The 20,792-nt window shown below is 63.9% G+C and carries 18 protein-coding genes; 9 read left to right on the top strand and 9 right to left on the bottom strand.

The features are described 5' to 3' along the window. Nucleotides 1-67: 67 nt before the first annotated feature. Nucleotides 68-646: a Fe-S biogenesis protein NfuA gene (gene nfuA, locus G5134_RS14855; protein WP_005307891.1), complete on the top strand. Its 579-nt coding sequence runs from the start codon at nucleotides 68-70 to the stop codon at nucleotides 644-646. A 69-nt stretch (nucleotides 647-715) separates the two neighbouring features. Here nfuA and gpsA read toward each other — a convergent pair whose 3' ends face one another. Genes gpsA through G5134_RS14840 form a run of 3 tightly spaced genes read right to left on the bottom strand, consistent with a single transcriptional unit; the run spans nucleotide 716 to nucleotide 2,672 of the window. Then, the gene (gpsA, locus tag G5134_RS14850; protein WP_024941541.1) at nucleotides 716-1,720 is read right to left on the bottom strand and encodes an NAD(P)H-dependent glycerol-3-phosphate dehydrogenase; all 1,005 of its coding nucleotides are present in this window, start codon (nucleotides 1,718-1,720) and stop codon (nucleotides 716-718) included. Between the two features lie 2 nt (nucleotides 1,721-1,722). Then, the gene (gene secB, locus G5134_RS14845; protein WP_005307878.1) at nucleotides 1,723-2,193 is read right to left on the bottom strand and encodes a protein-export chaperone SecB; all 471 of its coding nucleotides are present in this window, start codon (nucleotides 2,191-2,193) and stop codon (nucleotides 1,723-1,725) included. Nucleotides 2,194-2,240: 47 nt separating this feature from the next. Beyond that, nucleotides 2,241-2,672 (bottom strand): rhodanese-like domain-containing protein, encoded by a 432-nt coding sequence (locus G5134_RS14840; RefSeq protein ID WP_005307875.1) that lies wholly within the window; start codon nucleotides 2,670-2,672, stop codon nucleotides 2,241-2,243. A gap of 325 nt (nucleotides 2,673-2,997) precedes the next feature. Here G5134_RS14840 and gpmM point away from each other — a divergent pair, with 325 nt between their 5' ends. Continuing rightward, complete coding sequence (gene gpmM / locus G5134_RS14835; protein ID WP_024941540.1) at nucleotides 2,998-4,527, top strand: 2,3-bisphosphoglycerate-independent phosphoglycerate mutase; 1,530 nt, start codon at nucleotides 2,998-3,000, stop codon at nucleotides 4,525-4,527. 9 nt (nucleotides 4,528-4,536) lie between these two features. After that, entirely contained in the window at nucleotides 4,537-5,877 is a 1,341-nt protein-coding gene (locus tag G5134_RS14830) for a peptidoglycan DD-metalloendopeptidase family protein (RefSeq protein ID WP_005307872.1), read from the top strand. A gap of 110 nt (nucleotides 5,878-5,987) precedes the next feature. Here the strand turns inward: G5134_RS14830 and G5134_RS14825 are convergent, their stop codons facing one another. Then, on the bottom strand, nucleotides 5,988-6,638 hold the full coding sequence (locus tag G5134_RS14825; RefSeq protein ID WP_017778597.1) for a Qnr family pentapeptide repeat protein: 651 nt from the start codon (nucleotides 6,636-6,638) through the stop codon (nucleotides 5,988-5,990). A gap of 90 nt (nucleotides 6,639-6,728) precedes the next feature. Here G5134_RS14825 and G5134_RS14820 point away from each other — a divergent pair, with 90 nt between their 5' ends. After that, nucleotides 6,729-7,736, top strand: coding sequence for a substrate-binding domain-containing protein (locus G5134_RS14820; protein ID WP_017778598.1), 1,008 nt, complete (start codon nucleotides 6,729-6,731; stop codon nucleotides 7,734-7,736). Between the two features lie 98 nt (nucleotides 7,737-7,834). On the opposite strand, the gene G5134_RS14815 is transcribed toward G5134_RS14820, so the two are convergent. From G5134_RS14815 to G5134_RS14805, 3 genes are read right to left on the bottom strand one after another with little or no spacing between them, the layout of a single operon-like run. Then, nucleotides 7,835-8,476 carry a bifunctional 4-hydroxy-2-oxoglutarate aldolase/2-dehydro-3-deoxy-phosphogluconate aldolase gene (locus G5134_RS14815; protein ID WP_024941539.1) on the bottom strand — a complete coding sequence of 214 codons (642 nt, stop codon included), beginning with the start codon at nucleotides 8,474-8,476 and terminating at the stop codon, nucleotides 7,835-7,837. Between the two features lie 20 nt (nucleotides 8,477-8,496). Further along, nucleotides 8,497-10,293, bottom strand: a complete 1,797-nt coding sequence (gene edd, locus G5134_RS14810; protein WP_024941538.1) for a phosphogluconate dehydratase — start codon at nucleotides 10,291-10,293, stop codon at nucleotides 8,497-8,499. Next, nucleotides 10,290-10,799 (bottom strand): gluconokinase, encoded by a 510-nt coding sequence (locus G5134_RS14805; protein ID WP_005307862.1) that lies wholly within the window; start codon nucleotides 10,797-10,799, stop codon nucleotides 10,290-10,292. Before G5134_RS14805 ends, edd begins: the two co-directional genes overlap by 4 nt. A gap of 245 nt (nucleotides 10,800-11,044) precedes the next feature. Between G5134_RS14805 and gntU the strand changes: the two genes are divergently transcribed. The 4 genes from gntU to G5134_RS14785 all read left to right on the top strand — a co-directional run bounded on the left by gntU (nucleotide 11,045) and on the right by G5134_RS14785 (nucleotide 18,356). Then, the gene (gene gntU / locus G5134_RS14800) at nucleotides 11,045-12,385 is read left to right on the top strand and encodes a gluconate transporter (protein ID WP_019840070.1); all 1,341 of its coding nucleotides are present in this window, start codon (nucleotides 11,045-11,047) and stop codon (nucleotides 12,383-12,385) included. 146 nt (nucleotides 12,386-12,531) lie between these two features. Then, nucleotides 12,532-13,881: a CDP-diacylglycerol--serine O-phosphatidyltransferase gene (gene pssA, locus G5134_RS14795; RefSeq protein ID WP_005307852.1), complete on the top strand. Its 1,350-nt coding sequence runs from the start codon at nucleotides 12,532-12,534 to the stop codon at nucleotides 13,879-13,881. Between the two features lie 179 nt (nucleotides 13,882-14,060). Next, on the top strand, nucleotides 14,061-16,130 hold the full coding sequence (recG, locus tag G5134_RS14790; protein WP_065017236.1) for an ATP-dependent DNA helicase RecG: 2,070 nt from the start codon (nucleotides 14,061-14,063) through the stop codon (nucleotides 16,128-16,130). 159 nt (nucleotides 16,131-16,289) lie between these two features. Beyond that, nucleotides 16,290-18,356 carry an AsmA-like C-terminal region-containing protein gene (locus G5134_RS14785; protein ID WP_065017235.1) on the top strand — a complete coding sequence of 689 codons (2,067 nt, stop codon included), beginning with the start codon at nucleotides 16,290-16,292 and terminating at the stop codon, nucleotides 18,354-18,356. Between the two features lie 62 nt (nucleotides 18,357-18,418). Here the strand turns inward: G5134_RS14785 and G5134_RS14780 are convergent, their stop codons facing one another. Continuing rightward, nucleotides 18,419-19,327, bottom strand: coding sequence for a bifunctional GNAT family N-acetyltransferase/hotdog fold thioesterase (locus tag G5134_RS14780; protein ID WP_005307835.1), 909 nt, complete (start codon nucleotides 19,325-19,327; stop codon nucleotides 18,419-18,421). Between the two features lie 296 nt (nucleotides 19,328-19,623). Between G5134_RS14780 and G5134_RS14775 the strand changes: the two genes are divergently transcribed. Then, nucleotides 19,624-20,301 (top strand): spermidine synthase, encoded by a 678-nt coding sequence (locus tag G5134_RS14775; RefSeq protein WP_065017237.1) that lies wholly within the window; start codon nucleotides 19,624-19,626, stop codon nucleotides 20,299-20,301. On the opposite strand, the gene dtd is transcribed toward G5134_RS14775, so the two are convergent. Next, entirely contained in the window at nucleotides 20,290-20,727 is a 438-nt protein-coding gene (gene dtd / locus G5134_RS14770; protein WP_005307813.1) for a D-aminoacyl-tRNA deacylase, read from the bottom strand. The genes G5134_RS14775 and dtd overlap by 12 nt on opposite strands. Nucleotides 20,728-20,792 lie beyond the last annotated feature (65 nt).

Raw genomic sequence — 20,792 nt, 5'->3', positions numbered from 1 at the left:
ACCCAAGCCTTGCCAACAGAGTTATCATGAATACCCTAGTCGTACACTCAGGTTTATGAGGATAGTGATGATCAGCATTTCCGACACCGCCCAGGCCCATTTCCGTAAATTGCTGGAAAAGCAGCCTGACGGCACCAATATCCGGGTGTTTGTGGTCAATCCGGGAACCCAGAATGCCGAGTGCGGCGTATCATATTGCCCACCCGACGCGGTCGATCCGGAAGATCAACACCTGCCCTTCAGCGGCTTCGACTGCATGGTCGATCCCCTGAGCGCCCCCTTCCTGGTGGATGCCACCATCGACTTCGTCACCGATCAGATGGGCTCCCAGCTCACTCTGAAAGCCCCGAACGCCAAGATGCGCAAAGTGGCCGACGACGCCCCGCTGATCGACCGTATCGAGTACGTGTTGATGTCCGAGGTGAACCCCATGCTGGCCGGTCACGGTGGCAAGGTCACCCTGGTCGAATTGACCGAGGACAAGCTGGCCATCCTGCAATTCGGCGGTGGTTGCAACGGTTGCTCCATGGTCGATTACACCCTGAAAGAGGGGATCGAGAAGCAGCTGCTGGAAAAATTCCCGGGCGAGCTCAACGGCGTCAAGGATGCCACCGAGCACCAGCGCGGTGATCACTCCTACTACTGATTTGCTCTTTTTCGGCAAAGAAAAGGCCCCGCCAGCTGGCGGGGCCTTTTGCATTCTGCAGCAGGCAGATTATTCGTCCTTCTTGTCTCGCGACAGCAGGGCGATGGCCGCCTCTTTCGGATTCTTGCCTTCGTACAGCACCTTGAAGATCTGCTCGCAGATGGGCATCTCGACGCCACAGCGGGCCGCCAGCAGATGCACCTCCTTGGTGTTGCGATAGCCTTCCACCACCTGACCGATCTCGGTCATGGCGGTGTTCACATCCTTGCCAGCCCCGAGGGCCAGCCCGAAGCGACGGTTGCGCGACTGGTTGTCGGTACAGGTCAGCACCAGATCCCCGAGCCCCGCCATCCCCATGAAGGTCTTGGCGTCGGCCCCGAGCGCGGCGCCGAGACGCTGCATCTCTACCAGGCCGCGGGTGATGAGCGCGGTCCTGGCGTTGGCGCCAAAACCCAGCCCGTCGGAGAGACCGGCGCCGATGGCGATGACGTTCTTGACCGCCCCGCCCAGCTGCAAACCGATGAAGTCCGGATTGGTATAGACCCGGAACGAACGGCCACAGTGCAGCAGCAGGGAGAGATCGTCAGCGAAGTCATCGTGGGTCGAGGCCACCGAGATGGCGGTCGGCAAACCGGCGGCCAGCTCCTTGGCGAAGGTGGGGCCGGAGATAACCGCCAGCGGCATCTCGTCACCCAGCACCTCGCGCGCCACGTCTTGCAGCAGACGGCCGCTGTCCGGCTCCAGCCCCTTGGTGGCCCAGGCGATACGGGTATCGGGGCGCAGGAAGGGTTTGACCCGGGCCAGCACCTGACCAAACACATGGCTCGGCACGACCAGCAGCAGTACGGGGGCGGCTTGCACCGCCTGTTGCAGATCCGCAGTCAGCTGCAGATCGGCGGGAAAGGGGACATCCGGCAAGAATGCCTTGTTGCAGCGGTCCTGTTCCAGCTCGGCGACATGAGCGGGATCGTGACCCCACAGCAGGGTCGGATGACCGTTGCGCGCCAGAGAAATGGCAAGGGCGGAGCCGTAAGACCCCGCCCCCAAGACCGAGATAGCGATCTGGTCAGCCATTATCAGGCTTCCGCAGTCGCCTGCTGGGCCTGAGCCTGTGCCATGTGCTGGGCAAACAGGGCATCGAAGTTGACCGGTGCCAGGTTCAGCTGCGGGAAGGAACCCTTGCTCACCAGGTTGGCCACCGCTTCACGGGCGTACGGGAACAGGATGTTCGGGCAGAAGGCAGCCAGGCAGTGGGCCAGTTGCGGCTCCGGCAGGTTGCCGATGGTGAAGATACCGGCCTGCTGAACTTCACACAGGAAGGCAGTCTCGGTTTCCAGCTTGCAGGTGACGGTCAGGGTCAGTACCACTTCATAGACGCTGTCAGCCAGGATGTTGGTCTTGGTGTCCATGTCCAGCTTAACGTCCGGCTGCCACTCTTTCTGGAAGATGTGCGGAGTGTTTGGCGCTTCGAAGGAGACGTCCTTGGTGTAGACGCGCTGGATGTGGAATTCCGGTTGTACTTCCTGGTTGTTGATCTCTTCAGCCATTTTGTTTGATTCCTTTTTATGAAAATAGGTGGGCGCAGGCCCTTAAATCAGCGTTTTTTGGTCACCGGCAGATTTTCTGCACGCCACTGGGCCATGCCACCGCTGAGCACATACACCTGCTTGAAGCCGGCTTTGCTCAGTTGGCGACCCGCGCCACCAGCGGTCATCCCCGACTCGCACACCACTATGATGGGGGCATCTTTATGCTTTTCAACCGGGCCCAGGTTATTGCTCTGGATCTGGCTGAGCGGCAGGTGCTGGGCACCGGCCAGATGGCCCTTGGCAAACTCTTCCTGACTGCGAATGTCCACCACGGTGGCGTTTTCACGGTTGATCAGCAGGGTGGCGGTGTGGTTGTTCACCGACTTGACCGGAGAAAAACGGGCACGCACCGTGGTGTAAACCAGAGTGCCCGCCAGGCCGAACCAGGCTGCGGTCAGCAGCGGGTTGCGGGCCGCAAAATCCAAATACTCTTGCATCTTCTACTATCCAGGGACCAAGACAAGTGCCCGAGTATACATGGGGACCCAGCCAAGATCAGCCATCTTGGCGGCAAAGCGGGAGCCGGCTCCCATCGGCTGGGAACGGGATGCGACAGCAACATAAAAAGCGGTATCGGGCAGGCCTGACCGAGGATTCGTCGTGCAATGCGACAAGCCGGCGACAAAGGAGAAACAGCTCGGCAACAGGGTGCGGGCCCCGCCGGACGGGGCTTGGCTATCAGGTGACTATTTCGGCAGATGTAGTAATATTACGCTAGTTTCACTTCCCGCAATTCATTCCTATCCGAGAGGACATAGCCTTATGTCAACAGCTAAGAAACCTTTGGTTCTGGTCATCATGGACGGTTGGGGCTACAGCACCAAGCAAGAGCACAACGCCGTCGCTGCCGCCAAGACCCCCAACCTCGACCGTCTCGCCCGTGACTACACCAGCACCCTGATCTCCGGCTCCGGCCTGGACGTGGGTCTGCCGGACGGTCAGATGGGGAACTCCGAAGTGGGCCACGTCAACATCGGCGCCGGTCGCATCGTCTATCAGGAACTGACCCGCATCTCCAAAGACATCCAGGACGGCCCGTTCTTCGAGAACATCGAGCTGGCCAAGGCTGTTGACACTGCCGTGAGCAAGGGTAAGGCCGTGCACATCATGGGCCTGATGTCCCCGGGTGGCGTACACAGCCACGAAGAGCACATCATGGGCATGATCGAGATGGCCGCCAAGCGTGGCGCCGAGCAGATCTACTTCCACGCCTTCCTGGATGGCCGCGACGTACCGCCGCGCTCCGCCCAGTCCTCCATCGAGCTGTTCGACGCCCTGTTCGCCCGTCTGGGCAAGGGGCGTTTCGCCTCCATGATCGGCCGTTACTACGCCATGGACCGTGACAACCGTTGGGATCGCGTACAGCAAGCCTATGACCTGATGACTCAAGGCAAGGGCGAGTTCACCGCCGACAGCGCCAGCGAAGCCCTGGCCGCCGCCTATGCTCGCGACGAGAACGACGAGTTCGTCAAGGCGACCCGTATCGGCGAAGCCGCCCCCATGCAGGATGGCGACGCGCTGATCTTCATGAACTTCCGTGCCGACCGCGCCCGCGAAATCACCCGCGCTTTCGTTGACAGCGACTTCACCGGCTTCGCCCGCACCGCTACCCCGGCGCTGAACTTCGTGATGCTGACCGAGTACGCAGCCGACATCAAGACCGCCTGTGCCTACCCGCCGACCGCCCTGGTCAACACTCTGGGTGAGTGGCTGGCCAAGCAGGGCAAAACCCAGCTGCGCATCTCCGAAACCGAGAAGTACGCCCACGTCACCTTCTTTTTCAACGGCGGCGAAGAGGCCTGCTTCACTGGCGAGGATCGCGAGATCGTTGCCAGCCCGAAAGTGGCCACCTACGACCTGCAGCCGGAAATGAGCTCCGAAGAGCTGACCGACAAGCTGGTCGGTGCCATCAAGAGCGGCAAATACGACGTCATCATCTGCAACTACCCGAATGGCGACATGGTTGGCCACACCGGCGTGTTCGATGCGGCCGTCAAAGCCTGTGAAGCCGTTGACCACTGCATCGGTCGCGTCACCGAGGCCCTGGCCGAAGTGGGTGGCGAGTGCCTGATCACCGCCGACCACGGCAACGCCGAGAAGATGATGGACGAAGAGACTGGTCAGGCCCATACCGCCCACACCAATCTGCCGGTTCCGCTCATCTACTTCGGTCGCAAGGCCGAGGTGCTGGAAGGCGGCAAACTGTCCGATCTGGCCCCCACCATGCTGACTCTGATGGGTCTACCGGTGCCGCCGGAAATGACTGGCAAGCCCCTGATGATTCTGAAATAATCCTTCCCCATGCGGGGATGCGAAGTGATTTCAACCAAAACCAGTCGCGTCGGCCTGTTGGCCGGCGCGCTGTTTTTTTGTCTGTCGTTCGGGCCGGGCAAGGCCTCGGCTGCCAACCAGCAGCTGGGCGCCATGCAGTCCCAGATCAAGGAACAGCAGCAGACCATCAAGCTCAGCAAGCAGGAGCTGGCCAAGCTCAACACCCAGCTCAAGGCCGATGAGCAGGCCATCTCGGCCGCCGCCGCCAAGCTCGACCAGACCAGACAGCAGCTCAGAGAGAACCAGCAGAAGCTGGTGGGACTGCAACAGGACAAGCTGGATCTGGAGCAGCAGGCCAGCCACCAGAAGCAGTTGCTGGCCAAACAGGCGGAAAGCGCCTTTACCGCCGGCAACCACGACTACCTCAAACTGCTGCTCAACCAGCAGGATCCGGCCAAACTGAGCCGTTCCCTCGACTACTACGACTACCTCAACAAGGCACGCATCGAGGCCATCGAAGCCCTGCGGGCCACCCGTACCAAGCTGGCCAAAAACCAGCAGGCCACCAAAGAGACCGAAAGCCGGCTGCAATCCCTGCTCACCGAACAGCAGCAGCACCATCAAAGTCTGCTGGCCAGCCAGCAGAGCCGCGCCAAGGTGCGCAACCAGCTGCAGCAGTCGGTGCAGGATGACGAACAGAAGCTGACCAAGCTGGTCAAAGCGGAGAAAGCGCTGAAGGCCCGGCTGGAAGAGCTGCGCCGCCAGCGGGAAGAGCAGGAGCGCCGCGAGCGGGAGCGTCTTGCCAAGCTGAAGGCGGAACAGGAGCGGCAACGCAAGCTGGCCGAACAGCGCCGCGCCGAACAGGAGCGGCTCGCCGCCCAGCAGAGCAAGGCGGCCCAGCAGCAGACCGCCAGCCGGGAGAGCACCACCAGCAAGCCTGAGCGGGGCTCCGGTATCAGCAGCGCCGGTTACTACAGCGGCCTCAAGACCAATGGCAGCCTGCGCTGGCCGGTGCAGGGGCCGATCCTCATCGCCTACGGCTCGCCACGCACCGCCGAGCTGAAGTGGAAGGGCACTCTGATCGGCGCCAGCGAAGGGACCCAGGTCAAGGCGGTGGCACCGGGCCAGGTGGTCTATGCCGACTGGCTGGACGGCTTCGGCATGCTGCTGGTGATCGATCACGGTCGCGGCTACATGAGCCTCTACGGTCACAACCAGTCGCTGCTGCGCCAGGTGGGCCAGAACGTGGAACAGGGTGAACCGGTGGCACTGGTCGGTGACAGTGGCGGCCAGGACAGACCCGGCCTCTACTTCGAAATTCGCTACCAGGGCGAGGCGATCAACCCCACCAAGTGGCTGGCCAAGCGCTGACGCCGACTTGCCTCCTCCCCCGACAGCCTGCCTTGCGCAGGCTGTCGTCCCTCCGGCAGCGCGCGGCGACGCGCTACCTTTGGTGAAAAATTACCTCTTTTTCAGGCTGTTCAAGGGAAGACGACCAGCCCTATCTGCTCCAGCAAGGCCTGTTGCTGATCTTCGTTGATCTGCACCCCGTGCAGATTGACCCGCCGCAGATCCAGCCCGGGCAGATCGCACTGACGCAGATCGCAGCCCTGCAGGTTGATGCGGCTCCAGTCCAGTTGGCCAAACTCGGAACCGCTGAGATCCGAGCCCGCCAGCGAGGCGCCGAACAGGTTGGCCCCCTGCCAGCGATTGCCGCTCAATTCGCATTTTTCCAGCAGACAGCCCTCAAAGTTGGCGTAGCTGAAGTTGTTGCCGGTGAGATGGGCTTCGCAGAAGTAGCTCTTGACGGTGATCTGGTTGGCAAAGCTGGCGCGGGAGAAGTTGATCCCCATCGCCTGGCAGTCGCGCAGCTCGAGCCCGAGGCACTGGCTGTGACTGAAGTCGGCCATGGTGAGATCGCAGCGCAGAAAACTCGCCTCGCGCAGATTGCAGCCCTGCAGCAAACAGTTCTGTTCGCTCTCCCGGTCATAGAAGCTGCAGTCAACGAAACGGCTCTCGCCGAGATCTAGCCTGGAGAAGTTGCAGCCGATGAAACGGCATCCTTGAAACTGCTCCCCAGCCAGGTCCTGCTGCTCGAAGCGCACACCCTCAAAGCACTTGGCCTTGATCATCCTGAGATTCCCCTTGTTGACGGCGTCATATGCTGACTTTGTTACAAAAAAACGGTAATGTTACACGTAACATTTGTCCCGGATCCAGAGATGAACGATACCCGCAAGCGCCGCCCCACCCTGCAGGACATAGCCGACCTGACCGGGGTCACCAAGATGACCGTCAGCCGCTACCTGCGCGACCCGCAAGCCGTGGCCGAGGGCACCCGCGAGCGGATCGCCGCCGCGGTGGAGGATCTCGGCTACATCCCCAACCGGGCGCCGGACATTCTCTCCAACGCCACCAGCAAGGCGATCGGCATCCTGATCCCCTCCCTCTCCAACCAGGTCTTCTCCGCCGTGGTGCATGGCATCGAGTCGGTGACCCGGCCCGCCGGTTACCAGACCCTGCTGGCTCACTACGGCTACAGCCCTGAGCGGGAAGAGGAGCAGGTCGCCTCCCTGCTCTCCTATCACGTGGATGGGCTGATCCTCTCCGACAGCCAGCACACCGAGCGCACCCGCAAGATGATCGCCACCGCCGGCATCCCGGTGGTGGAAACCATGGATCTGCCGCAGAGCCCCATCGACATGGTGGTCGGCATGGATCACCGGGCGGCCGCCCGGGCCATGGTAACAGAGATGCTGCGGCGGGGCCGACGCAAGCTGGTCTATCTCGGCGCCCGGCTCGACGTGCGCACCCAGCTGCGGATGGAGGGCTACTACCAGGCGATGCAGGATTTCGGCCTGAGCGGCCAGCACCTGCTGACCGAGCAATCCTCCAGCTTCACCCTCGGCGGCCAGCTGCTGGAGCAGGCGCTGGTGCGCTATCCCGATCTGGACGGCCTGTTCTGCACCAACGATGACCTGGCGGTGGGCGCCCTGCTGCAGTGTCAGGCCAAGTGGATACCCGTGCCCCAGCAGATCGCCATCGCCGGCAGCAACGCCCTCGACATCGGCCACGCCATGACCCCCAAGCTGGCCAGTATCGTCACGCCGCGCAAGGAGATCGGCCGGGCGGCTGCCACCATGCTGCTGGCCCGCCTCAACGGCCAGCCGCTGGCCGACACCCGGCTCGACATGGGCTTCTCCCTCTACGAAGGTGACAGCCTGGGCTGACGACACACATCCCCGCCATGCAGCCATAACAGAGCAGGCCACCCGAGGGTGGCCTGCTTGCTTGGCAAACGGAAGGTCCGGCTCACGCCGGCGTCAAATCAGGATGCGACCAGGGCGACGGCTTCGCGGGAGAGGCGGGTCACCTCTTCCCAGTTACCGTTCTTGACGGCCTCTGCCGGCAGCATCCAGGAGCCGCCGACGGTGGCGACGCACTTGAGCGCCAGGTAATCGGCCACGTTTTTCGGGCCGATACCGCCGGTGGGGCAGAACTTCACCTGGGGCAGCGGCGCCGCGATGGCGGCCAGCGCCTTGGTGCCGCCATTCGCCTCGGCCGGGAAGAATTTGAGGTGGTCGTAGCCCGCTTCCAGCGCCTGCATCACCTCGGACGGGGTGGCCACGCCCGGGATCAGCGGTGCCGTGCTGTTGGCCGCGTGGGCCAGCAGGGCCGGGGTCATCCCCGGGGAGATGACGAAGCGGGCACCAGCGGCCACGGCGGCGTCAAACTGCGCGCAGTTGAGCACGGTACCGGCACCGACCATGGCCTCCGGCATCGCCTTGGCGATGAGGGCGATCGCATCGAGTGCCACCGGGGTGCGCAGGGTGATTTCGAACACCGAGATGCCGCCGGCCAGCAGCGCCTTGGCCATCGGCAGGACCTGATCCAGCTCATTGATGACCATCACGGGTACCAGCGGGGAGGCGGCAAACACTTCGGCCGGGGTCACTTTCCAGTTCTGCATAGCTCTTCCTTAGTCAGCTCTTAATCAAAGATGGTGGCGCCACACTCGGCGCTCGATACCGCGCGACGCATCACGCTGAACAGTTCACGGCCCCACCCCTCTTGTTCCAGGGTGAGGTCGATCTCGGCCTGGGTACGGCCGCTCAAATCGGTCAGGCAGTCGAGGCTGCCGGTTACCGCATCCACCCGCAGCAAGTCGCCATCGGCAAGCAGGCCGATGGCCCCGCCGTGCAGCGCTTCCGGGGTGACGTGGATGGCGGCCGGGATCTTGCCGGAGGCGCCGGAGAGGCGACCGTCGGTGACCAGCGCCACCTTGTGACCCGCCTTCTGCAGGTTGCCGAGCACCGGCATCAGCTTGTGCAGCTCCGGCATGCCGTTGGCGGCAGGGCCATTGTGACGCACCACGATGACAGCGTCCTGATTGAGATCCCCCGCCTTGTAGGCCGCTTCCACCGCATGCTGGGAGGAGAAGACCCGGGCCGGAGCTTCAATCACCCGATACTCGGGGGCCACGGCAGAGACCTTGACCACGGCGCGGCCCAGATTGCCGGAGAGCAGCTTGGTGCCGCCGGTGGCCTGGAACCGGCTACCGGAAGGCGACAATACACTCGCATCGCCGCTCTCGCCCACCGGCTGCCATACCAGCTTGCCATCCACCAGTGCCGGACGGCTGAGGTAATCCTGCATCTCGCCGAAGACCGGGGTGGCATCCAGGTGGATCAGCCCCTCTTGCGCCAGCCGGCGCATCAGGCCGGGCACGCCACCCGCCTGCTCGAAGGCGTTCACGTCGGCCGGGCCGTTCGGGTACATGCGTACCAACAGCGGCACCACGTCGGAGAGATCGCTGATGTCATCCCAGGTCAGCACCAGACCGGCGGCGCGGGCCAGCGCCACCATATGGATGCTGTGGTTGGTGCTGCCGCCGGAGGCAAGCAGGGCCACCAGCCCGTTGACCAGGGAGCGCTCGTCGATCACCGCACTCAGGGGGCGATAGGCTGGGGAACCCGGGATCATGGCGCTGATGCGGCGGGCCGCCTCCTCGGTGAGGGCGTGGCGCAGCTCGCTGTGCGGGTGCACGAAGGCAGAGCCCGGCAGCATCAGGCCCATGGCCTCGAACACCAGCTGGTTGGTGTTGGCGGTGCCGTAGAAGGTGCAGGTGCCCGCCGCATGGTAGGCGCCGCACTCCATCTTGAGCAGGGCATCGCGACCCACTTCGCCGGCGGCATACTGCTGGCGCACCTTCACCTTCTCGTCGTTGCTGATGCCACTCGCCATCGGGCCGGCCGGCACGAAGGCGGTGGGCAGATGAGCGTGGGAGAGCGCCCCCATGATCTGGCCCGGCGCTATCTTGTCGCAGATGCCGAGCAGCAGGGTGGCATCGAAGGTGTTGTGGGAGAGCGACAGCGCGGTCGCCTGGGCGATGAGATCGCGCGAAAACAGGGACATGTCCATCCCCGGCTGGCCCTGGGTCACGCCGTCGCACATGGCGGGCACGCCGCCGGCCACCTGGGCGCTGTGGCCGAGCTCGGCCAGCGCAGCCTTGATGATGTCCGGGTAGCCCTGATAGGGCTGATGGGCGCTCAGCATGTCGTTGTAGGCGCTGACGATGCCGACGTTGGCACGGGTCATGTCGAGGATACGCCCCTTCTCATCACAGCTGGAGGCGGCCACGGCGTGGGCCAGGTTGCCGCAGGCCAGCGCGGCGCGGGTCTTGCCCTGATCGGCCTGACGCTGGATGCGGGCCAGGAAGGCCTGGCGACGGGCGGCACTGCGCTCGCGAATGCGGGCAGTGACGCTGGAAATAACCTGATGGATCATTGGGCTTGCTCCAATGCGGTGACGGCGCGATCAACCACCTGTTCGAAGGTGCCGTCGATATCGATGTGGAATACACCGGCTTCGCCGTCCGGGCGCTCCAGGGTATCGAACTGACTTTGTACCATGCTTTCGCGCATGAAGTGGCCCTTGCGGGCCCGCATCCGCTCGAGGATCAGCGGCTGGCTGCCGTCGAGGAAGAGGAAGCTGACCGACTCGTTGCCCTCGCGGATCTGGTCGCGATACTGCTTCTTGAGGGCGGAGCAGACGATGACGCCCACCTCGTTCTTCTGTTCCAGGCTGTAGGCCGCGTCGCGGATCCGTTCCAGCCAGGGGGCGCGATCCTCGTCGTTGAGGGGGTTGCCACCGGCCATCTTCTGGATGTTGGCCCTGGGGTGCAGATCATCACCGTCGATGAACTTGGCGCCCAGCACGCTGGCCACCTTGAGGCCCACGCTGGACTTGCCGCTACCACACACACCCATCACGATAATGCTCTTACCCGCCATTGTTTGACCTCTATCTCATTTTTCAAAAAACGTGCTGCCGATGGGTTCTAACTTAGCACGTTACCGGTAACATGTTACCGGTAACAACAAAAATTGTGAAGTCTGCCACAGACTGAGCGCACTCATAGTCACCTGGGCAAGCGAGTTTGAGCCCTGGCCATAAATCTAAATAAATCATAAAGATATGGTCTGCCGACGGATCGGCAGGGTGTCGATACTGAACTTGGAACAAGGAATGCACAACAATGTCTGACCTCTCCCTGATCATGACGGCCGCCGGCTCCATCGTGCTGCTGCTCTTTCTGGTGATGAAGGCCCGCCTGCACGCGGTCGTCTCCCTCATCCTGGTCTCCATGGTGGCGGGGCTCGCCGCCGGCATGAACCCGGCCGACATCGCCGCCACCATCCAGAAAGGGATGGGCGGCACCCTCGGTTTCGTCGCCGTGGTGGTGGCACTGGGTGCCATGTTCGGCAAGGTGATGGAAGTCACCGGCGCCCTCGACCGGGTGGCCCACACCCTGCTCGGCAAGTTCGGCGTCAAGCGCGCCAACTGGGCCATGGCGCTGACCGGCTTCGTCTGCGCACTGCCGCTCTTCTTCGACGTGGCCGTGGTGCTACTGATCGGCGTCGCCTTCGCCATCGTCCGCCGCGGTGGCGGCAGCGTGGTGAAGATCGGCATCGCCCTGCTGGCGGGTATCGCCACCTGCCAGGCCTTCCTGATCCCGGCGCCGGGCCCCATTCTGGTGGCATCCCAGCTGGGGGCCGACTTCGGCTACATGATCCTGTTCGGCCTGATCGCCGCCGTTCCGGCCCTGATCCTGGCCGGCCCGCTGTTTGGCGAGCTGATCAGCAAGGTGGTCGACGTGCCGCTGCCGGCCGACGCCCAGAGCAGTGCCCATGACGACGGCCAGAACCTGCCCTCCTTCGGGCTGGCCATGGGCCTCATCGGCCTGCCGCTGCTGCTGATCGGTCTCAAGACCATCGTCGGCCGCTTCGTCGAGGCCGGTACGCCCCTGCACGGCTGGCTGGAGTTCATCGGCCACCCCTTCACCGCCATCATGGTCGCCTGCCTGGCCGCCTTCTACCTGCTGGGGATCCGCCGCGGCATGTCCCGTGACGAGGTGATGAGCGTCTGCAACAGCGCCATCCAGCCGGCCGGCGTCATCATCCTGGTGACCGGTGCCGGTGGCGTGTTCAAGCAGGTGCTGGTGGATTCCGGTGTGGGCGCCGCCCTCGGCAACATGCTGGCGGACTCCGGCCTGCCCATCGTTGCGCTGGCCTTCATCCTGGCGGCCGCGGTGCGAGTCATTCAGGGTTCCGCCACCGTGGCCATGCTGACCGCCTGCGGTCTGGTGCTGCCGATGCTGGAGCCGCTCGGTCTCAGCGGCGCCCAGCTGGCGGCGGTCACCATCGCCATCGGCGGCGGGGCCATAGTGCTCTCCCACGTCAATGACTCCGGCTTCTGGCTGGCCAACCGCTACCTCGGTCTCACCGAGAAGCAGACCCTGCAAACCTGGACCGTAATGGAAACCATCATCGGTACCACGGGCGGCGTGATGGCCATGCTGATCTACAGCTTCCTCTGATCGCGACCGTGCAGAAAAAGGCCTCCGATGTGAGGCCTTTTTCATCTTTATGACGATTCTTTCTTTGGCTAACAGGGCGAGATTGCTAGAATCGCCTATCCATCGCTCCGAGTGGAACGCTTAACGCAGTGATTTCAGGTTTCTCTATGCATTCATCGGCACATTATCGACAGCTGCTGGCGCGCCTGCCCCAGATCGCCGTCGCCGCAGACCAGTTTGAAGTGCTCAGCAGCGCCAAGGACTTCAAGAGCCGGATCCTTTCGCTCATCGCCAGCGCGACTCGCCGCATCTATCTGGTGGCGCTCTATCTGCAGGATGACGAGGCGGGACGGGAGATCCTCGCCGCCCTCTATGCCGCCAAACAGCGCAACCCGGCCCTCGACGTCAAGGTGTTCGTTGACTTCCACCGTGCCCAGCGCGGCCTGATCGGCAAGGGCAAGCAAGGTGGCAACCACCTGATGTATCAGGAGATGGCCGCTCGCCACGAGCACCAGATCGCCATCTATGGCGTGCCGGTAAAAGGCCGTGAACTGCTCGGAGTGCTGCACCTCAAGGGATTCATCTTCGATGACACCCTGCTCTACTCCGGTGCCAGCCTCAACGACATCTACCTGCACCAGCAGGATCGCTACCGTTTCGACCGTTATCACCAGATCACCAGCCCGGAGCTGACCCGCAGCATGGTCAACTACGTGGATGACCTGTTCCTGCGCAGCGAGGCGGTACAGCGACTTGATCGCACCGACATTCCCAGCGCCAAGCAGCTGAAGGGGCCGATCCGCCGCTTCAAGCACAACCTGCGCCTCGGCCAGTACCGCTTCGACACCATGCCGGTCAACAGCCAGGAGGTAGCCATCACCCCGATGAGCGGCCTGGGCAAGCGCGGCAACCAGCTCAACAAGATGATCCGCACCCTGGTGCGGGCCACCGAGCGGGAGATCTTCATCTGCACCCCCTACTTCAACCCGCCCAAGGAGTTGAACAAGGATATCGAGGCCCTGCTCAAGCGCGGCTGCAAGGTGACGATCGTGGTGGGCGACAAGACCGCCAACGACTTTTTCATTCCGCCGGAGGAGAAATTCTCCACCATCGGCGGTCTGCCCTATCTGTACGAGACCAACCTGCGCAAGTTCGCCGAGCGCAACCAGCATCACATCGATGCCGGCCGTCTCAACCTGATGCTCTGGTGCTGCGAGCGCAACTCCTACCACCTCAAGGGAATCTTCGTGGATGACGAGTGGGCCCTGCTCACCGGTAACAACCTCAATCCCCGCGCCTGGGCGCTGGATCTGGAGAACGGCCTGCTGGTCTACGATCGCCGCCACCTGCTGCGGCCCCAGTTCAACGCCGAGCGCGAGAACATCCTGACCAACACCAAGCGCATCAGCCACTTCGATCAGATCGAGCAGATCCAGGACTACCCGGATCAGGTGCGCAAGCTGCTGGCCCGGATCCACAGGGTCAAGGCCCATATCCTGCTCAAGCGCATCATCTGACCGGCGCGCATCGCGCCCTCGGGTATCCTCACAAGGGCCTGCCGCATCTCGGCAGGCCTTTTTCATTCCTGGCTTACGATCCCGCTGGCCGACCCCCAACCGCGCGACGCGGCTTGCGTCGGGACGGCAATAAACCCTATCATCTGGACATATTTACAGTGTTTTCGGGCATCTAATTGATGAAATTGGATAAAATCTCCCTCGACAGCCTCAAGGGCGTCGGCAGCAAGATGCAGGAAAAGCTCGAGCGGCTGGGGCTGGCCACGGTGCAGGATCTGCTGTTCCACCTCCCCCTGCGCTACGAGGACCGCACCCAGGTGTGGCCCATCGGCGATCTGCCGCCCGGCCTGCACGGCGCCGTCGAGGGGGAGATCCAGGACACTCAGCTGGTGATGGGGCGTCGCCGCATGCTGGTCTGCCGAATCAGCGACGGCACCGGCACCCTCACCCTGCGCTTCTTCAACTTCACCGCCGCCCAGAAGAACAGCCTGAGCCCGGGCCGCTTGATGCGCTGCTTCGGCGAGGTGCGCCCCGGCAAGTACGGGCTGGAGATGGCCCACCCCGAGTACAAGCTGCTCGGCGAGGAGCAGGCCGGCCAGACCGAAGAGGCGCTCACCCCCGTCTACCCGACCACCGAGGGACTGCGCCAGCTCACCCTGCGCAGCCTCACCGATCAGGCACTGGCCCAGCTCGACCTCTACGGCGTGGAGGAGCTGCTGCCCGCCGGCCTCTATCCCCAGCAGATCGATCTGGCCGCGGCCCTGAAACTGCTGCACCGTCCGCCCCCCTCGGTGGCGCTGGCCCTGCTCGAGAGCGGTCAGCACCCGGCCCAGCAGCGGCTGGTGCTGGAAGAGCTGCTGGCCCACAACCTCTCGGTCTTGAAGGTGCGGGCCCAGGCACAGACCCAGCTGGCCCGCGCCCTCAAGCCGGCCCCGGCGCTGGTGGAACAGCTGCTCGGCGCCCTGCCCTTCACCCCCACCGGTGCCCAGAACCGGGTGGTGGCCGAGATAGGCAAGGATCTGCAGCAGAGCCACCCCATGATGCGGCTGGTGCAGGGGGACGTGGGCTCAGGTAAAACGCTGGTCGCGGCACTGGCCGCCCTGCAGGCCATCGGCAACGGCTGTCAGGTGGGGCTGATGGCGCCGACCGAGCTGCTGGCCGAACAGCACGCCATCAACTTCGCCAAGTGGCTGGAACCGCTCGGCATCGGGGTGGGCTGGCTGGCTGGCAAGCAGAAGGGCAAGGCGCGGGAGGAGGCGCTGGCCGCCATCGCCGACGGCAGCGTCAAGATGGTGGTGGGCACCCACGCCATCTTCCAGGAGCAGGTGGTGTTCCAGCGCCTCGCCCTGGTCATCATCGATGAACAGCACAGATTCGGCGTGCATCAGCGGCTCGCCCTGCGGGAAAAAGGAGAGCGGGAGGGGGTACATCCCCACCAGCTCATCATGACCGCCACCCCCATCCCCCGCACCCTGGCGATGACCGCCTATGCCGACCTCGACACCTCCATCATCGACGAGCTGCCGCCGGGCCGAACCCCCATCACCACGGTGGCGCTGCCGGACAGCCGCCGCCAGGACGTGATCGAACGGGTCAGACTGGCCTGCGAGGAGGGCAAGCAGGCCTACTGGGTCTGCACCCTGATCGAGGAGTCGGAAGTGCTGGAGTGCCAGGCCGCCGAGGACACCGCCGCCGAGCTGCAAAATCGGCTGCCCGGCCTGCACATCGGGCTGGTGCACGGCCGGATGCGGCCGGTCGAAAAACAGCGGGTGATGGAGGAGTTCAAGGCAGGCATACTGCAACTGCTGGTCGCCACCACCGTCATCGAGGTGGGGGTGGACGTGCCCAACGCCAGCCTGATGATCATCGAAAACCCGGAACGACTGGGGCTGGCGCAGCTGCACCAGCTGCGCGGCCGGGTCGGGCGCGGCTCGGTGGCCTCCCACTGCGTGCTGCTCTATCATGCCCCCTTGTCCAAGACGGCCCAGAGCCGGCTCGGGGTGCTGCGGGAGACCAACGACGGCTTCCTCATCGCCCAGCGCGATCTGGAGCTGCGCGGCCCGGGCGAGCTGCTCGGCACCCGCCAGACCGGCCTGGCTGACCTCAAGATCGCCGATCTGGTGCGGGATCAACCGCTCATCCCGCAGGTGCAGAAAATGGCGCGCTTCTTGATGGACCGCCACCCAGATCATGTCGAACCCTTGATCCGCCGCTGGCTCGGCCTGCGGGATCACTACTCCAATGCCTGACCAAGGCAGAGGCAGAGGCAGAGGCAGAGGCAGAAGATGGGCACATGCCTGATGGATAGACACCCAGACCATGTCGAACCCTTGATACGACGCTGGCTCGGCCTGCGGGATCACGCTGCCAACGCCTGATCACCCAACCAATACAGGAGGAAAGCGCTTATGAATTCCTGGCTGCGCGGCCTGCTCTACACCCTTGCCTTCCTGTTGCTGTTTGTCTGGGTCGGGCTCGGCCTGTTCGACGCCGAGCGGGCCAAGGGGCCCATCGCCGGCTGGCTCAGCCAGCAGACTGGCGTACCCGTCACCATAGGCCGACTGGTGTTTAACCCGCTCCACCCCTACACCCTGCTGGCGGAGCAGGTGAGTTACGGCAACGCCGTGACCCTCGACAAGATCTATCTCGAGATAGAGAGCATCGACTGGCTGAACCGGGACGTGCGCATCGCCCATCTCGACCTCATTCGCCCGGCCATCAAGCTGCCGCTGCCCAACCAGCTGCCGAGCCTGCCGGTGCACTCCCTCACCATCGCCGACAGCACCATAGACCGGCTCAGCCTGGAGAGTGACGGGCTAACCCTGCGCGGCCTCAACGCCACCCTGAGCGACTGGCAGCTACTCAACCCGGTGCGCCCACCCCAGGCCAATCTGACCCTCAACATCGCTGAACTGGCGACCCCGGCCTGGGCCCTCTCCCGTCTCAACCTGGCCGGCCGGCTGGAAGGTCAGGTGCTGAGCACCGACAAGCTGACCGCCAACCTGTTCGACGGTCTGCTCGAAACCGGCATGGTGCTGGACTGGCCCGCCCGCAGCCTGCGGCTGAACAACCTCAAGACCCAGGGCATGCGCATCGAGTGGGGCACCCTCGCCAAAGCCGAATCCCCCCTGCGCCAGGTCAGCCTGGATCTCGGCCAGATCCGGGATCTCAGCTTCAACGACATCGAGCAGGAGCTGGCCCTCAACAACCTCAGCGGCCAGCTGACCGCCTTCAACTGGCAGGCTGGCAGCACGCCCAGCGGCTACTTCTCGGGGACCCTCGGCGATCTCGGCCGTGGCCTGTTCCAGCTGGAGGCAATTCAGGGCAAGGTCGCCTTCTCGCCCCAGCAGCTGGATGCCGAGCTGCAGGGCAAGGCCTATGAAGGGGAGTTCAATCTGGAGCTCTCCTTCGATCCCCTGCAGCAGAAGCTGACCCTGAAGGACATGGCGCTGAGCGGCATGGACATCAGCCTGCCGGAAGGGTGGTGGCAGGATTGGCAGCGCTGGCGCCCGCAGCAGATCGACATCCGCAAGCTGGCCTTCGACAAGCTCAAGGTGCTCTCCTTCGACGATACCCTGCCCCTGTCACTGACCGGCTGGCAGCTCTATCTGACCGATCTCAGCCTGCGCGACAACCAGCCGGGACCGCTGCTGGGCCGGGCCCGCCTCGAGAGTGCCTGGTTCGAACTGGTGTGGGACGGCCTCAGCGCCCGCAACGGCGAGCTGGATGGCGAGCTAAGTACCGGCTCCTGGCAGCTCAACAAGCTCACCAGCTCGCTGCCGGATGAGGGCAGCCTCAGCCTGAGCGGCCAGTGGGGACGCGAGCCGGGCCAGACCAGCCGGTTGCAGCTCAAGGGCGAGAAGCTGGATCTGGTGCAGTGGGGCAAGATCCTCCACTCTCCCGTTTCCTTCGCCGGCAAGCTGGACCTGAGCGCCGATCTGCAGGCGCTGCACGGCGGCACCCCGGGCGCCTGGCGCAGCTCCCTGCAGGGGAATTTTGCCCTCGATGCCACCGAACCGTTCTGGGACAAGGTGAAGATAGATCCGCTGCTGGATCAGTGGTTCAAGCAGGCGGCGGCGCCGACCCTCACCCCGGCCGAGCTCTGGCAGGCGATGCAGGAGGGCGACACCCCCTTCTACCGCATCAAGCTGCAGGGCAAGGTGGCCCAGGGCCAGCTGAAGATCGAGCAGGCCGGCGCTTCCACCATCACCCATCTGCTGGGGCTGCAGGGCAGCGTCGATCTGGTCAATGAGCAGTGGCAGCTGGATCTGGGCGTTCTCAACGGCCAGCACTGCGCCGAGCTGCTCGGTCAGTGGCGCGGGCCGCTCGCCGAGCCGACCCTCAGCTGGGGCTTCCAGCAGAAGCCGAACGGCTGTGGTTGGGAGACCGGCGTGCGCTACCCGCCCCAGGGCAACGGCAGCCCGCTCTGGCGACCGGCGCCGAAGGCCCAGGCCGCACAGGCCGCCAACGGCTAGCCGATAGAAAGCAACAAGGCCTCGTGATAAGGCCTTGTTGCTTGATGGGATCCCGCGCGGGGCTACTGACCCGGCCGCTTGACCGGCTGCACCACGTAGTGACCGAGGAACTCGGCTGCCAGCTTGTCGCCGCTGAACAGTTTGATCTTGAGGCTGAACTTGGCGGACTCACCGGCCTTGAGCGGCTCGAGCACGGCAGGCATGCCTTCGCGGGCCACCCGCGCCTCCGGCTCCTCCTTGACCGGCCGGTAGTACTTGATATTGCCCTCCGCCAGCACCGTATCCCCCACCAGCCCCGCCTCCTTGAGTTGCAGCCAGATCAGGCCCCAGCCCGCCAGCACGCACTGGCTGTAGATGCTGCCGGCGAACATGGTGTCATGCACGTTGAGGTTGGCCGCCAGATTGGCCTTGAGGTGGAAGGTCTGACCGTCGTAGTGGGTGATGTGCACCCCCATCTTCTCGCTGATGGGAATGCCCTGTGACCAGCGGGTGGTGAGATCCTGGCACCACTCGGGGCGGTACTGGATGGTCTGCAGCGGGCTCAGAGACTTGATCATCTGGCGGTGCGGGATGCGGCCGAAGGAGACGGGGCCTTCCCCCACCTCGAGAAAGCCGCACTTGCGGTAGAACTCCACCGCCTCCTGGCGGGCATTCATCACCAGTCGCTTCACCTTCTCGCTGCAGGCCAGCTGTTCGAGATCCTGCACCATGCGGGCACCCAGCCCCTGGCCGCGAAATTCGGGGCGCAGCGCCATGAAGCGGATCTGCGCCTCGTCACCGCCGACAAACAGCCGCCCCACCGCGATGGGCGTGCCGTCGGGGGCCAGCATCAGCCGGTGAATGGCGACGGTGTCGTATTCGTCCCGCTCGGAACCGAGAGGCAGATTGAAGGGTTTACGCAACAGTTCCCAGCGCAACTGGTAGTAGGCATCCAGTTCGGCGTCGGTTTGAGGAGTGACTACCCGGTACATAAAGCGATCCTTGAGTTGACGCCGACGGACAGAGTGAAGGGCTTGCGCACCCATGCCTCCCAGCTCAATTGATAATGGGCATCCAGCTCGGCTTCGGTTTGAGGGGTGACTACCCGGTACATAAAGCGATCCTTGAGTTGGCGCCGACGGACAGAGTGAAGGGCTTGCACACCCATGCCTCCCAGCTCAATTGATAATGGGCATCCAGCTCGGCTGCCATCTGGGGGGGTGACCACCCGGTACATAGTTCCATCCTTGAGTTACACTGGTCGAAAACCATCTTGCCGTGCAAATTCATGGACTTCAATCTGCAAGCGTACCAAGCCGACCACTTATTGCACCTCAGCGCCAAGCCCCAGCGCCGGCTCACCGTGCAGGAAAATGCCAATCACCGCTGGCTGGAGATCGACGGCGTGGTGCAGTCGGCCATGTCCCTGGCCGAGCCCGCCACCCTCTGCCTGCCGCACCAACAGGTGATCGCCTGCCTGCTGCCCGAACAGGCCGCCAGCATCCTCGAACTGGGGCTGGGAGGAGGCGATCTCACTCGCCATCTGCGCCGACGCTGGCCCGATGCCCACCACGAGTGCGTCGACCTCGATGAAGAGGTGATCACTCTCTATCAGCTGTTCTTTCAGCCCGAACAAGGCAGCCAGCGCACACCGACCCTGCACCAGGCCGATGCCCTCGCCTTTCTGGAGCAGAGCGAGGCGCAGTACGACCTCATCCTGCTCGATCTGTTCAGCCAGGACGGCAATCCGCCGCTGCTGTTCCAGGAGCGCATCTATCAGGCGCTGGCCCCCCGCCTCAATGGCGAGCTCATCATCAACCTGCTGCCGCGCACCCGCCTCGAGCTGACCCGGGTACTGATGCTGCTGGAGCAGTGGGTCGGCCCCACCACCCCCTACCCGGTGCCTGGGCTGCGCAACATACTGCTGCACACCAGCCCGCGCGATCCGCTGGCGTCAGACCTGTAGCCAGAAGGTGACCGGGCCATCGTTGACCAGCGCCACCTTCATGTCGGCGGCGAAGCGGCCGGTGGCAGTCGGTATGCCGCTGGCGGCGGCTCGCGCCACGAAGTAGTCGTACAGCCGCTCGGCCTCGACCGGGTGGGCGCCGCCGGAGAAGCTGGGCCTCATCCCCTTGTTGGTGTCCGCCGCCAGGGTGAACTGGGAAACCACCAGCAGGCTGCCGCCGGCCTGGCTCACGTTGAGGTTCATCTTGCCGTTCTCATCGGAGAAGATGCGGTAGCCGCTCACCTTGTGCAGCAACTTGTCGGCCTTGGCCTCGTCATCCCCCTGCTCCACCCCGAGCAGCACCAGCAGACCCTGACCGATAGCCCCAGTCACCTCGCCCTCTACCGTTACGCTGGCCTCGCTGACCCGCTGAATCAGTGCAATCACATCCCTCTCCTCTCAAAACGAAACGACCGCCCCCATCTGCTGACGGGGGCGGTCGTCGATGCTAA

Source organism: Aeromonas sp. 600276, assembly GCF_049175815.1.
GTDB classification, from domain to species: Bacteria; Pseudomonadota; Gammaproteobacteria; order Enterobacterales; family Aeromonadaceae; genus Aeromonas; species Aeromonas dhakensis.
This window is presented reverse-complemented; position numbering and strand designations above follow the sequence as displayed.